This window comes from Candidatus Woesearchaeota archaeon (assembly GCA_018303405.1).
GTDB lineage: Archaea > Nanobdellota > Nanobdellia > Woesearchaeales > JABMPP01 > JAGVYD01.
Genome location: JAGVYD010000013.1, coordinates 15,162 through 27,872, shown reverse-complemented (window position 1 = coordinate 27,872; position 12,711 = coordinate 15,162). Strand labels below are relative to the sequence as shown.

The window sequence follows — 12,711 nt, the reverse complement described above, 5'->3', positions numbered from 1 at the left end:
TTATGGCAAAAAGAAAAGCAAAGGCAGCACATGGATTCCTTCAGGGGCTAAAATCCTCATTCCTTGAGAGCTGGAGATTCAGGGAGCCGTTCCTGAAAAATCTCGGGCTCGATGTTCTTGGCTACTCTATCTTCTTTTTGATAATTATCCTTTTTTTTGTCATGACTGACCAGGCATTCGGGGCCATGAATGCATTCGAGCAAAATCCTGATGTGCAGTCCCCTGAATTGATTGCCCAGCTGGCTGCAAGCGTCACCCAGATAAAGGCAATTGGCATTATTGGCCTGATTTTAATCCTGATTAACTGGATGTTTTGGAGGGCTTTTATTCTTCAGGCGTATTTCAGGAATGCCGGGGCGAAAGGCCAGTCACGGATCCAGCTTGGCAGGACAGCGCTGCTGCTTGGCATTTTCAAGTTTATCATGCTGGGATTGATAGGGTCGATGGCATTGCTCTTTGAAAAAACCCTCAATCCAAATGCAATACCGGTCATTGGCGCAGGTGTCATGCTGGTTTTTTTCTATGCCTATGCTGCATTTGTATTCGGATTGGCAAGCCAAAAGAAATTTGCCGACGGGATGAAAGCATGCTGGCGGCTGGCCAAAAGCTGGGATTACATTCTGCCTGGAATTTTTATTGCATGGCTGATGCTTGTCATGATATCATGGATTGGCAACCTGCTGGAGAAGCTGCCTGAAATGGCCTTTGTATTCTCTTACCTTGTGCTTTTGCTCTTGTACCTGAACTGGGCACGGCATTTCATGGCATTGAATGCCCTAAGGGCTTTGGACAAAAAATAATTAGGGAATAATCAAGAAGATCAGGAAATAATCAAGAATTTTTCAGCATCCTATGAGAATTCATCATCAACCTGCCTTAGGTAATCCCTGACCCTGTTCACAATTGCGGGCAGGACAAAATCCTGGACTTTCTCTGCAAATGCCTCCAGCAGCATCCCATTTTCAGCGATGCGATAACGATTCTTTGATTTTTCAACAAGGTAAAGCTTCCTGAGCCTTGAAATCTGGCGCCTTATGTTTGAATGCGCTATGCCGAGCAGCTTCAGCTTTTCCTGCTTCCTGCTTTGCACAACTTTTTCAGTAATTTCGCCGGATGTGAGCGGCTGCCCCGTTTTCCTTGACTCCAAAATCACGACAAGGACGTCCACTATGACATCCCTTGAGTCTCCGGGATTCAGCAGCCCCAGGCTCAGGCACAATTTCTTGACAAGCTCCCTTTTTTTGAGGTCAAAAGGCCGCTCATACCGGCGGAGCGTCAGCTCTGCCAGCGGAGTGTCCCTGCTTACCTGCTGTTTTGCCATGCGATTAAAGAATTTAAGCGGGTATTTATGCTTTGCGGATTGAAGTATATGGATTTTACTGGAATAGCCCCTTTTGATATGGCCGATTCTCATTGAATATGTCACCTATCCGGTATGAAAAAAATGCAACTATGCAACAATAGTAAAAACAGATAGCTTTATAAGATATTGTTCATTATTATAGATTGAGTTTTGCAGTTGTTTTTGGTTTGGGAAAACAGAATATTTAGGACAGGGGGAATGAATGGGAGTTACAATAATTGCAGGCGCCCAGTATGGGGACGAGGGCAAGGGGAGAGTAGTAGATGAATTATCATCTCGTTTTGATTATAATGTCAGGTATCAAGGAGGGGACAATGCAGGGCATACAGTAACCTTTGGCAATAAAGAGTATATCGTGCATCTTATCCCTTCAGGAATATTTCATGCATCAGTAATAACAATTCTTGGATCAGGCATGGTTGTAAATCCTGAAAGTATATTGAAGGAGATGCAAATGCTCAACGATGCCGGCTTCAGCACTGAAAATATGCTGATCTCACGGGATGCAAATGTCTTGCTTCCGTTTCATCAGGTTCTCGATGAGATGAGAGAGAGGCAAGAAAATAGGATAGGCACAACAAAAAAAGGGGTTGGGTTTGCTTATGCAGATGTGATGACGCGTGAAGCGCTGAAATTTTTTGACCTTCTGGACGAACGTAGTTTCTATGAGAAACTATCTGAACAGATTGCAACCAAAAAGAAAATTCTTGCAGGGTTGTATAATTGGGAAGGTGATTTGGGGTATATTGTTGACAGCGCCAGACAGTGGAGGGAGAGGCTTCTTCCCCATGTAACGGATACAAAAACTTTGCTTAAGAATGCAATCAATGCCGGAAAAAATGTGCTATTCGAGGGGCAGCTTGGCACTATGAGAGATATCAACTTAGGTGTATACCCATATGTAACTTCATCCACCACAGTGCCTGCTGGAGTTAGCATTTATGAGGGAATTCCACCAGACAAGTTTGAAAACATAGTCGGTGTGGTGAAGACATATGAAACATGTGTCGGTAGCGGCCCATTTGTCACTGAGATTTTCGGGGATGTTGCAGAACATATCAAGCAAATTGCCAATGAGTATGGGGCAACAACAAAGAGACCCAGAAGAATAGGTGGATTGGATATGCTTGCACTAAAATACTCTGTGGATGCTGCAGGCTTCAACAAGTTGGCGCTCACTCATTTGGACATTTTGGATCAATTCCATGAGATTCCGGTGTGCGTTGCCTACGAAATCGATGGCAACAGAGTGGACGAGTTCACCCCAAATAGGGCTCTGCTGGAAAAGGCAAACCCGGTATATGAGCATATTCCAGGATGGAAATCATCGACTAGAGGGATGACCGATGCATCAAAGCTTCCGTCACAAGCCCGTTATTTTGTGGATTTCATTCAGTCATCTACAAACCGGCCTGTGCATATGATAACCACCGGTCCATCCAGGGGTGAAACAATATACATGAAATAATATACATGAAATAAAAATGACAAGGCGTGTGACAAAGAGGCTTTCAAAAAAGGAGAAACTGCTTCTATTTGATGATTTGTGATATTTCTTTTAAGTTACCCATTATAAAATCAGCACCAGCCGCCTCAAATTCTGCCCTTTTTTCTGCGGTTCCGACAGCAATTACTATTGCTCCAATATGCTTACCTGCCCTGATATCGCTCTGAGTATCTCCAACCAGAAAAATCTCCGCAATGTCAGGGTATTTCTTCCGAAAACGTTTTACCGCTATTTCCGCAATAGCGTTTCGCTCATCAGAATCAGAGCCAAAGCCACCATCAGCGAGGTAAGCAATTAAGCCAAATTTTCTCATTTTATCCAGCGCAATAGACTTAAGATTTCCCGTTACCAGCCCCTGCACACAGTCCCCATTTCCTGCCAGTGCCGTGACAGCGTCATAGGAATTTGAGATGAGCTTGGCATCCTTTGCCTTTGAAAATTCTTCTGCAAAATATTTTGCGTACTCATTCAGCAATTTGGAGGTGACATCAATTTGCCCATGGTCATAGCCATTAGCCATGAGCATTTCTCTGATAATTGCCGGGTCTGTCTTGCCGGCTTTGCGCACATGCCTTATTTTGGCCAAATTAAGGAAAGACCCTATTGCCTTTTCAAATGCCCTATGTCCGGCACCTCCGTCTGTCAGTATTGTTCCGTCAATATCCCACAAAACCAGTTTTTTCATGATTTTCATCTCTTTGTCTGTATTGGATGATATTGGCAATCCTGACATAAGGCTGGCATTGCTGGCAGATCCTTATATTGTCCCTTTATATGCAATATCTCTTTTATATTTTGTGATGTTATATCTGCTAAAACATATCCCCCCTCTAGGTCGTTGCAGCAAAGAAGCACTTTTCCATTCCAAGCTACAAAGATCTGTTCGTTGTAGAGCTTGCAGTTTATCTCGGTTGGAAACTGCTGTATTTGAGGTTTGATATCAGCCCGTTCACCTTGTACAACTTCGCGAATTATGTCCTCCCTAATGTTCATGTCCGGGAGATAGCCACCGCGATTGTGACATTGGTGAACCACAATCTTGTCAGCACCGTGTTCAGTCCAGAAATTGATAAGGTTGTTAAGGTCTCTGGTATTGTAGTCCGTTGCAACTGTGTTGATAGAGACAACAGGCTTCTGCCTTGCTCCTTTTGTCCGGATTAAACCAAGCACATTCGCAGTTGTGGCGTGATAATCCAGCCTTTTCATCATGGCATTATAGATTTCCTCACTGCTGCCATTGTAGCTAACTCTAACCTCATCAATGCCAGTATCCAAAATAAATCGGGCTGCATCCTCATGCATCAATGCGCCATTCGTGACAAGCACAAGTGGCGAATCATTGGATGATTTAATCAGGCGCACAAACTCCCATATTTTCTTATTCAACAAGGGCTCACCAAACCCGGACAGGTTTATGGACCTGAAGTCAAATCCGTCAATATTCTCAATAATTGCATCCAAAGTCTCGCGGCTCATTAAGCCGGTCTGCCTTCCAAGGCTGTCCCTAGGGCAAAAAACGCAGTCAGCGTTGCAATAATTTGTAAGCTCCAAATCAAGTATGTGTACCGGTTTTACATTTTCTGTCATCTTCTAGTCCTCATTTGATTTAATTGATTATAAAATAGTTTCATGTCTGCAATTGACATGTTATCCGTTCGCATAACAGGGGTGCGACCGTCATAATGGGACAGATCCCTATCCACCAGCCACCCCTTGGATTCGGCCAATGTATAAAGTCCGGTACCGGGGTAGGGTGTCGCATAGCATATGCCAACTTCAAATGGATGATACCTTTTCACAATATCCAAGGTAGCCTGGGTTGTTTCTGGAGTCTCAGCGGGATGCCCAACCATCACAAGGAAAGCGTACTTTATTCCCAGCTTATCTGCTGACCTTATAACAGCATCAATTTTGCTATCGCTTAGACCATTCTTGGTTTTGGTGCGCCGGACAACCTCATCACCTGACTCAATCCCGAGGTTCAAACCTGCAAGACCTGATTCCCTCATAGATTCCATGAGCTGTTCATCCAGCTGGTCTGCTCGTGTTTCGCACCACCATCTGATCTTGGCTTGATTTGCCACAAGCAGCCTGGACAAGTCCATTACTCTTGCGCGATCACTGGTAAACAAAGTATCCTTAAAGTAGAACGAGTTGCTGCCGGTTTTCATGGCATCATTGATTTCTGAGAAAATGCCCTGGGCACTGCGGCTTATCCATATGGTCCCTTCGCCTGAGGGATAAGGGCAATAAAACCTGCAGGGGTGCGGACAACCCAGTCCGGTGTAGATGACAGTTGAAGGCTTTCCAAGGGAATTGTAGAAATAAAGAGTGCTGTCAATTAAATCCCTGGCTGGCAACGCCAACTTGTCGAAAGCAGGGAAATAGACAACCTTATCAAGTCTTAGCCTGCCATTGACATATTTTGCCACAGAGGTGTCTTCTCCACGGAGAATTCTGTTGATATCCGTGATAGGCTTCCCAACAATTATGCGATTAACACCTGTATCCTCAAAAATTTGTTCTAAAATTGGCTTGTGGGTGATTGATGTCTGTGGCAGCACATTTGTAACATCAGACGCTGCCCTGATAAAATCCATATCTTCATGTATTGTTGGGAGGGATACATTAATTATCGCTCCATCCGATTCAGCAATCAATTCCAGTGCCCTTGTTTTAGGAATACTCTGCGCATCACAATCCAGGATTGCCACATCCTGCTCTTTCCTTATCTCACTTGCAAAATACATCAAATCTATCGGCGGGAAGATTGATTCCTCGTTGCTTCCAAACCCTAGTCCCCCTGCGCATTGCCGTATTGTGCTCTTTCCTGTTGGGGAGTTTATAAGGGATATCATTATCTCAGCCTCCCAATAATCCCTCTGGTTGTTTTTTCGTGCACCAATAATTCCGCCTGCCTATATATCCAATCCTGAAGCTGCTCTCTGTATTCAGGTGTGTGGGTTCTGTCCTGCAAGAGCCAGGATAAGCATCTCAATGCGGAAAGCCGCATAAAAGGCACTAGTAATTCCTGGTCGGTTTTGATATTCACTCCCTTTGATTCAAAGGCTTGGTGGAATGCAGTGAGAAACTCGTGAAGCAGGGCATAGTTGAAGTCAGCGCTAATCTCCTGAGGCAGGGTATGCTCTTTAAGTGTAAATGCTATATCGTACCACGGGCTTGCAAGCATGCTATTTCCGAAATCCAGCAAACCAGTTATTTCATCTCCTGGTGAAAATATAAAATTGTCCTTCCGCTGGTCTGTATGTGCGACAGAGCTCGGGGTGTAACCTGTAAACATTCTTACTAAATCTTCGATATTATTCATGAAAAATTCATTTCGATTTGCTAAATTCCCATTAAATAGAGGGGTGTTATGGTTTTCCTGACGCATGCCGGCAAGGTATGCTATCAGTCTATTTTTGTAGGACTGCAACTCCAAAATAATTTCATTGGTATGAGGGATTGGATACTCAGCGGCCCTGGCCGCGAAGCTGGCAGATAATTTTGAGATTTCATGAATTATTTTTTTCGATGGTTGCAGTATGACATATGGGCTTTGCGAAGATGGGATGTACGGATAGATTGCATACTGCAAATCGCCTGACTTGGAAAGTGTTCCTCCTTGCCGATTAGGCAGCAAATGGGGGACATTGTATGCAAAATTGGATGAAAAATGTTTAAGTAGGCCATGTTCCCTCGATATGATATCCACGGGCTGCCTCTTATTGTAAATCCTCATTATGAATTTTTTTCCGTCTCCAGTGGTAAGTAATCGCGTCTGGTTAGTGTGCCCAGTACTTAAATCCCGGGAATTAACAACATCCAATCCGTAACAGGCCTCAATAGTTTCACTGTTCACGGAAAACACCCATAATATCATTTTTTATTTTGGCCTGGCCCAAATAATCCATTTGCAGGATGTTCAGCTTTTGTATAAACTCCCTTTGCTCATGCGGAAGGGGATTGTCCCCTTCCAAAAAATTAAGCACATGAACAATGCAGGCTTTCATCAGCTCATAGATTTTTTCTGTATCCACCCTGCCGTTCAGTTCCTGGTATGTTTTTAGAAATGCTGATGCTGCATCCAGATTAAAGTGTGGCAAGGGGCTCCCACCCGAATCCTGCCTGAGCGCAAAATTTTCCTTTATAATTTTGGCAAGATCATATAGCTGATTGCCGTGCGTCATATCGTCAAAGTCAAGAATAGTTTTGACTTTATTGGATCGAAAGACCAAGTTTTTGATTCTCAGGTCTGTGTGGACCAGATTCTCGCCATCCAAAATATCGACAAAATAAGGGCCGCCTTTGTATCGTCTGAATTTTTCTGCCAAAGATGCCTTTTGACCTTCAGGCCGACATAAAGCAAGGCTCCTGTGCAAAATAGCAGTTTTCCTTGCCAAATCTTCGAGAAATTCCTTATCGGGATGGGATGGGTTCCAGGCAAAGCCATTTGATTCATCTTCGACAAATTGGAACAATGTCACTAATGCGCCATTTTGTGCTAAGGAATATTTGCTCCCGCGGACATCCGGCACTGGTTTTGCCACAAAGTGCACAAATAACTCGTTGGCCAATTGGTCAAGCACAGAAGTTTCAAATGCAAGCTCCTGTTCAGTCTTGGCAGGATTAGAAACACGCAATATATACCTTTGTGATGGACCTGCCACTAAATAATTCTGATTTGTATTGCCGCCAACTTTTTGGATAGTTGCAATTTCATTTATGTTGTATTTGGAAACCAGTAGGTTTCGAAATTCCCGGTGCTCGATACATACCACCTAGCCTGTCTTGCAGCCCTCTTGCTTCAAGGTGCGCATAAAATGCGTTGCATAACTGTTCAAATTGCTGCATCAACTGTGGGTTTGAATTCGCTCTGAGCGCTTTTTCAAGTTCCAGGCCTTTTGCCATGACTTCTTCTTCATTTACCAGATCAGTCCTCATCTCCAATAGATTTTTTTCGCCGACACCGTATCTCCTGCATTGAATCAGTTCATCTGTCAGTTCCGGATGAAGGCCAATCATTATGCCCTTGGAATATCCATTCTGATACGCCCATCTACTGCGTTCTGCAAAGGAGTGAACATTGAGATGGTATGCCCTAGCTTCCTTGCTGAATATCAATTGCACCCCGCTGGCCTCAAGTTTGTATCCTAACTCAATGTCCTCATAATTTGGAAAAATAAAATTCTCGTCAAATCCACCGACCGAGAGGAATCGTTCCCTGTCCACAGAGACATTGCAGGTAATAAACCAAGTATAATCCAACACTTGCTGATCCTTGAAATGAGGGGACTGCTCGGATAGGCGAAAAGTGACACCATTTGGATATTCGTGTCTGTCCATAACTTCACCCCCAGAAGTCGGAAAATAAGTGGCCCCCAAAATCGAATACGCTGGCTGATTTCTCTGATGCGACCTCATGTGCTGCCCTACAAGGCCATTTGTTGGAATCACATCATCATCGATAAATAAGACGGCACTGAAACTGGATAATTCTACCCCCAAATTTCTGGCAGCCCCTGGCCCCTTATGCTCCTTTTTGTAAAATGCCAGTGGGAGGTTTTGATGTTTAGAAATGACTCCGTGGTAATCAGATTCCGAGCCATCATCCACGACAATGATTTCGAATTCAGAACCAAGGTCATTTTGGTTAGATAAATAATGCAACAGGTTATCCAAGCTATCGGGCCGATTAAATGTTGGGACTACTATGCTTAGTCCAGTTTTTTTATTACTCATTAATAGTAGTAAGTGTACTTATTTATAAAGCTATATGTAAAATAAATTTAACCTATGCCCAAAATTGATTGTTTTATTCTGAAATAAACGGAAGATTTCCGATTATTGCTAATTATTCCGCAATATTTCTGCTATGTTAATTGGTTTTTTCGTTATTAACTAAATCTTTCCGATTTTTGCACAGTAAATCACATTAAATCTCCCTGCAACATAGTTCTTATGAAATCAAAAGAGGCTTTGCTTGGATTGGTGCTGTTCGCATCTGCCATAGGCCATTCCCAGATAGGCTATTCTCAGGAGAAGGTGAAAGAGCATGCGCCTGGCCTGCTCGAAAGCCTTGGGAAAAAATCATGGAATGTGATGCAGAATGCTGCAAAATCTGGCGCAAATTATGTTGAAAGAAAATACCATGAAATGCGGCTGGAAGACCAGATCCAGAACAGGATGTCCTATGACATTCCTGATTCGGTGAGCAAGGGGCTAGCGTCATATTTAGGGCTGAAGCAGGGCGTGTCAGCTGATGTCACATCCGTGCATGGTAATTCTGCGACAGCAGATGTGCATTATTCCTATGACCTTGACGGCCTTGAGTTTGTGGAGCAATATGAATTTTCCATAAAGGGCAACGATATTGACAGCCTTGCCTCCAAAGGAAGCAGATGGACTGAGATAAATGGGCAAAAATATTCCCAAGACGAAGGGTTCAGGATACTGCATTTGTATGACAATGTTATCCGCGAGTGGGACAAAGTCAGGGCTGAGCATGAAAAAAAGCTGCCGGGTGACACGTTTCTCTATCAAAGAAAATCCGTTAATGTCATCGGGAATAGGGCAACTGTGGAAGTCGAGTACAGAGCGCTTGACAAATTCAAGAATGTCCGCGACAGGAAAGTCATGAACACCGCAGTTGAGTATGTATTCTCCGACGGCAAATGGAAATATTATGACACAAATTTCTTCTCCGCTGAAAAAAATCCAAGGCAGGATGAGGCCAGCCTTGTGAAAATAATCATGGAAACAGGCTCCGAAGGCCTGAAACAGATAAGAAAATGGTGGAGGGGTGAATAAGATGGAAGCAAAAACAATGGAAAAAGTTGAGATTGATGGAGTGGATGCAAACCTGGAGCAAAGGCTCGCTGTGGCAAGGAAAAAAATCAAAGCATTACAACCAATTCAAAGTGTTGAGTTGACATTAAACAGAGACACATACCATGCAGAAAAATTCAAAAGCTATAGCGTTGAAATTTCATCAAGGTATGAACGATTTGCCGATGAAAACAGGAAAGCAGAGGAATCTTTTGGTAAATATGCAGCCGGCTCCAGGATGGTTACTGGTGATAGGGGCTATGGTTTTCTGTCCGCTCTTCCACTTATAGGAAAATGGGCAAGCAGGAAAATGAATGAAAAAGCCGGATCAGCTTTGCCAAGAATGATTACAAAGGCAACTGATGAAGTGGGTAGGCTTGAGCAGTACGTTACAAAGTGGCAGGGAGATTATAGCTCTGCCGGCGAGCACATCAAAGACCTTGACAGTATGCAGAGCCAGGCAGCTGATAATGTTGAACAGCTGAAAGATGCCCTTGATAGCTATGCACAAGTGGGCATGGAACTAAAATCTAGATATGATAGTCTACCCCAACGGGAAAAAATATCAAAGGCGGGTGTGGCCCTGAAGCATGAATTCAGTGACCTGGCTGATGAAGTCTTAAAGGTGAAACGGCAATTAACAGCATATGAAGGAACTATGGATAATTGTGAGATGGGTAAGAATCTATTGGCACACTACAGAGAAGAACTTGCAGAAAGGATAGATACTTATTCTTCTGCGATAGGAGAAACTTCCTCCCAATTGGAAATGACTGCAAAAATTGATACTAATCTAACTGCCAGCAAAAAGGCATTTGATGGATTATCAAGTGCAATGGAAAGCTACGACTCTGTTGCGTTTCTAGTGAATGAGTTTATGGTTGCCAACAGTGCGTTGACCAAAAGCATGGCAAGGATTGCTCAGCAAGAAAGAATTCCAATTTTTGCAGACAGCTACATGAGGCAGGTTCATTCCACCCAGCTTGATACAAGAAATATCATAAACAGCATTCGATCAAGAACGAGCCAGAAAGCCAGCAAAATAATGTACGGCGATGTTGGCCAGCCTGCAAAGCAGGCATATACAAGCGAAACCCAAGAATTGCAGTTATTGCCTGTATTCAATAAGCCTCAGAAATAAAGTTGGACTGCAGATCTGGAGATGGGTGATAGCCACATGGCAGAGCCAGAGCGCAAGAATGTTTACCTGAGAACTGATAGAGGCAAGGATAATTTTCTTGCAAGGGAAGAAGGCATTAAAGTCGTTGCCTGCAGATTTGGCTCGGACAGGCCGCTCCTTGGGAGCAGGTATGTCTTCATAGACAAAGGCCATTATTCTGGCAATGAAGTTGCCTGGCAGTCTGAATATCCAATAGCGAGCGAGGCCGAATTTTCAGGAGAGTTTGCTTTCGGCAGGGCGTTTTACCCATTTGTGGTTGACAGCACGCTCTCAGGAGATGCTGCGATGTATGCATCGCAAAATGCGCTCCTCGTGAACAACATCAGCACCGGCAGGTCATTGCTTGAGGAAAGCGTCAATGCCATCTTGATAGACGGTGATGTCATGGGGAAGAATGCCTTTGAAAAAGCTGAGAATGTGCAATGCTACGTCCGGCATATCTCCGAGATCAACAGCCCAAAGTCAGGCTTTATTGTCGCTGAGAGCATTGACAGGATTGTTTCCAGAGGAGGGAGCAGGATTTTTGCTGCTGATGTAAGGCAAGGAAGTGAATATGCGACCATCATTCCAAGAAAATCGCTGGACAGGCTTGTTGACCCAAAAAATTTCACCTTGAAAATTAGGGAGATAGTCAGGCAGCATGGCAGCCAGGAGGATAATGCCGCTTACAGCACAATTTCAGACACAGGATACTGGCAAAGCAGGGTTATGCAAGGAGAAGCCCTTATTGAGGCTGAGAGAAAAAGCAGGAATGAACATGCCATCATGGGCCTCAAAGAGGTATTGGCGTCATTCCCGGAGTACAAAAGCCTCTCCGAATTTGTCATGAATCCATTGAAAATGGGAAAATCCATCCGGGCCAAGAGAAGGTTTGAGAGATATATCGGCGAAAATGCAAATGAGCTGAGGGAAGCGTTGTATGATCCAGGGAATACTGAGCTGCCAAAGGATGCTGTGACCACAATCAGCGAGAATCTTGAGAGACTGTTCAGGATTAGGCGTGCAAAGCTGGCAACCTTTGCTTTTTTGACTGTGGTGGGATGGTACACCTCTCCTTATACACAAAATTTTTTCAACCAGCTTGTCGAATCTGCTGACAGCAGGCATATCCGAAATGTGAGGGAAATGATGCAAAGCAAGGAATATGACAGCGCGCTCAAACTGATGAGCAATTCGCTCAATCTCGGCTGGGCCGAGCGCAGGAGCGATGTGCTGCATGAGTGGGAAGGCTACCTGAACCAGATGGGCTATACCCTGAATGACATGTACAAAAGCCAGATCAGTGTCCTGCCGGGCCAGAAAAGGTAAAAAATATAAAACCCCCTGCCGACCATCAAGGCATGGCAGCCTACCATCCATCAGAGGAAGATGAATTCTCCCCGAAAAAATATGCCCTTACATCTGCAGTCAAGGACATGTTCAAGTACCAGGGCCACAGCCACGGAGGGGATGAAGAAGAAGATGTGCTCTACCACCAGGAAAAGATGTACGGCAGGGATGATGGCAAGAGCCTTGGCGATGATTACCTGAAGAGGGATGAGGAAAACGAGGATTTCCTGAAAAAGGACGAGAAGTTCTCGAGCAAGGATGAGGGAATAGATGACAAGCTCGGGGAAAAATACAAGAAAGTTGATGACGATGAAATTGCAAAAACTCTTTTCCGGGCGCATATGCCGCCTGGCTTCGGCCTCGAGTCCATAGAAGACGATGAGGATAAGAAAGGCCACGGCAAAAAGCACCAGGGGAAAAAGCATGATGAGGATGGAAGTGGCGGCATCCCGGGAAGCGTTGACGACATAATCAAGAAGATGTCATGGAACAGGAGACGATAAT

General features: G+C 44.2%; 13 protein-coding genes. 6 read left to right on the top strand and 7 right to left on the bottom strand.

The annotated features are described in order from the left end of the window. Positions 1–2 precede the first annotated feature (2 nt). The gene (locus tag J4227_04885; protein ID MBS3109835.1) at positions 3–800 is read left to right on the top strand and encodes a hypothetical protein; all 798 of its coding nucleotides are present in this window, start codon (positions 3–5) and stop codon (positions 798–800) included. A gap of 50 nt (positions 801–850) precedes the next feature. On the opposite strand, the gene J4227_04880 is transcribed toward J4227_04885, so the two are convergent. Beyond that, the gene (locus J4227_04880; protein MBS3109834.1) at positions 851–1,321 is read right to left on the bottom strand and encodes a hypothetical protein; all 471 of its coding nucleotides are present in this window, start codon (positions 1,319–1,321) and stop codon (positions 851–853) included. A 244-nt stretch (positions 1,322–1,565) separates the two neighbouring features. On the opposite strand from J4227_04880, the gene J4227_04875 reads away from it, so the two are divergent. Then, the gene (locus J4227_04875) at positions 1,566–2,831 is read left to right on the top strand and encodes an adenylosuccinate synthase (protein ID MBS3109833.1); all 1,266 of its coding nucleotides are present in this window, start codon (positions 1,566–1,568) and stop codon (positions 2,829–2,831) included. Between the two features lie 64 nt (positions 2,832–2,895). On the opposite strand, the gene J4227_04870 is transcribed toward J4227_04875, so the two are convergent. The 6 genes from J4227_04870 to J4227_04845 are packed head-to-tail and all read right to left on the bottom strand — an operon-like array spanning position 2,896 to position 8,612. Continuing rightward, positions 2,896–3,603 carry a haloacid dehalogenase-like hydrolase gene (locus tag J4227_04870; protein ID MBS3109832.1) on the bottom strand — a complete coding sequence of 236 codons (708 nt, stop codon included), beginning with the start codon at positions 3,601–3,603 and terminating at the stop codon, positions 2,896–2,898. Further along, a complete protein-coding gene (locus J4227_04865) occupies positions 3,561–4,457 on the bottom strand; it encodes a radical SAM protein (protein ID MBS3109831.1) in 897 nt (298 codons plus the stop codon). Before J4227_04865 ends, J4227_04870 begins: the two co-directional genes overlap by 43 nt. Next, entirely contained in the window at positions 4,454–5,728 is a 1,275-nt protein-coding gene (locus J4227_04860; protein ID MBS3109830.1) for a radical SAM protein, read from the bottom strand. The genes J4227_04865 and J4227_04860 overlap by 4 nt, the downstream gene beginning before the upstream one ends. Then, on the bottom strand, positions 5,728–6,732 hold the full coding sequence (locus J4227_04855; GenBank protein MBS3109829.1) for a phosphotransferase: 1,005 nt from the start codon (positions 6,730–6,732) through the stop codon (positions 5,728–5,730). Before J4227_04855 ends, J4227_04860 begins: the two co-directional genes overlap by 1 nt. After that, positions 6,722–7,540, bottom strand: a complete 819-nt coding sequence (locus J4227_04850) for an aminoglycoside phosphotransferase family protein (protein MBS3109828.1) — start codon at positions 7,538–7,540, stop codon at positions 6,722–6,724. Before J4227_04850 ends, J4227_04855 begins: the two co-directional genes overlap by 11 nt. Positions 7,541–7,589: 49 nt before the next feature. Continuing rightward, entirely contained in the window at positions 7,590–8,612 is a 1,023-nt protein-coding gene (locus J4227_04845; protein MBS3109827.1) for a glycosyltransferase, read from the bottom strand. A gap of 219 nt (positions 8,613–8,831) precedes the next feature. Between J4227_04845 and J4227_04840 the strand changes: the two genes are divergently transcribed. From J4227_04840 to J4227_04825, 4 genes are all read left to right on the top strand, one after another. Further along, positions 8,832–9,680: a hypothetical protein gene (locus J4227_04840; protein ID MBS3109826.1), complete on the top strand. Its 849-nt coding sequence runs from the start codon at positions 8,832–8,834 to the stop codon at positions 9,678–9,680. A 70-nt stretch (positions 9,681–9,750) separates the two neighbouring features. Beyond that, complete coding sequence (locus tag J4227_04835; GenBank protein MBS3109825.1) at positions 9,751–10,839, top strand: hypothetical protein; 1,089 nt, start codon at positions 9,751–9,753, stop codon at positions 10,837–10,839. 36 nt (positions 10,840–10,875) lie between these two features. Further along, positions 10,876–12,186 carry a DUF3737 family protein gene (locus tag J4227_04830; protein ID MBS3109824.1) on the top strand — a complete coding sequence of 437 codons (1,311 nt, stop codon included), beginning with the start codon at positions 10,876–10,878 and terminating at the stop codon, positions 12,184–12,186. A 32-nt stretch (positions 12,187–12,218) separates the two neighbouring features. Continuing rightward, positions 12,219–12,710, top strand: a complete 492-nt coding sequence (locus tag J4227_04825) for a hypothetical protein (protein MBS3109823.1) — start codon at positions 12,219–12,221, stop codon at positions 12,708–12,710. The last annotated feature ends 1 nt before the right edge of the window (position 12,711 follow it).

Bases quoted from the DNA above. Each gene is read 5' to 3' on its own strand.
- J4227_04845 (MBS3109827.1), bottom strand. From the start codon at position 8,612: ATGAGTAATAAAAAAACTGGACTAAGCATAGTAGTCCCAACATTTAAT.
- J4227_04865 (MBS3109831.1), bottom strand. From the start codon at position 4,457: ATGACAGAAAATGTAAAACCGGTACACATACTTGATTTGGAGCTTACA.
- J4227_04840 (MBS3109826.1), top strand. From the start codon at position 8,832: ATGAAATCAAAAGAGGCTTTGCTTGGATTGGTGCTGTTCGCATCTGCC.
- J4227_04830 (MBS3109824.1), top strand. From the start codon at position 10,876: ATGGCAGAGCCAGAGCGCAAGAATGTTTACCTGAGAACTGATAGAGGC.
- J4227_04860 (MBS3109830.1), bottom strand. From the start codon at position 5,728: ATGATATCCCTTATAAACTCCCCAACAGGAAAGAGCACAATACGGCAA.
- J4227_04875 (MBS3109833.1), top strand. From the start codon at position 1,566: ATGGGAGTTACAATAATTGCAGGCGCCCAGTATGGGGACGAGGGCAAG.
- J4227_04885 (MBS3109835.1), top strand. From the start codon at position 3: ATGGCAAAAAGAAAAGCAAAGGCAGCACATGGATTCCTTCAGGGGCTA.
- J4227_04870 (MBS3109832.1), bottom strand. From the start codon at position 3,603: ATGTCAGGATTGCCAATATCATCCAATACAGACAAAGAGATGAAAATC.
- J4227_04825 (MBS3109823.1), top strand. From the start codon at position 12,219: ATGGCAGCCTACCATCCATCAGAGGAAGATGAATTCTCCCCGAAAAAA.
- J4227_04880 (MBS3109834.1), bottom strand. From the start codon at position 1,321: ATGGCAAAACAGCAGGTAAGCAGGGACACTCCGCTGGCAGAGCTGACG.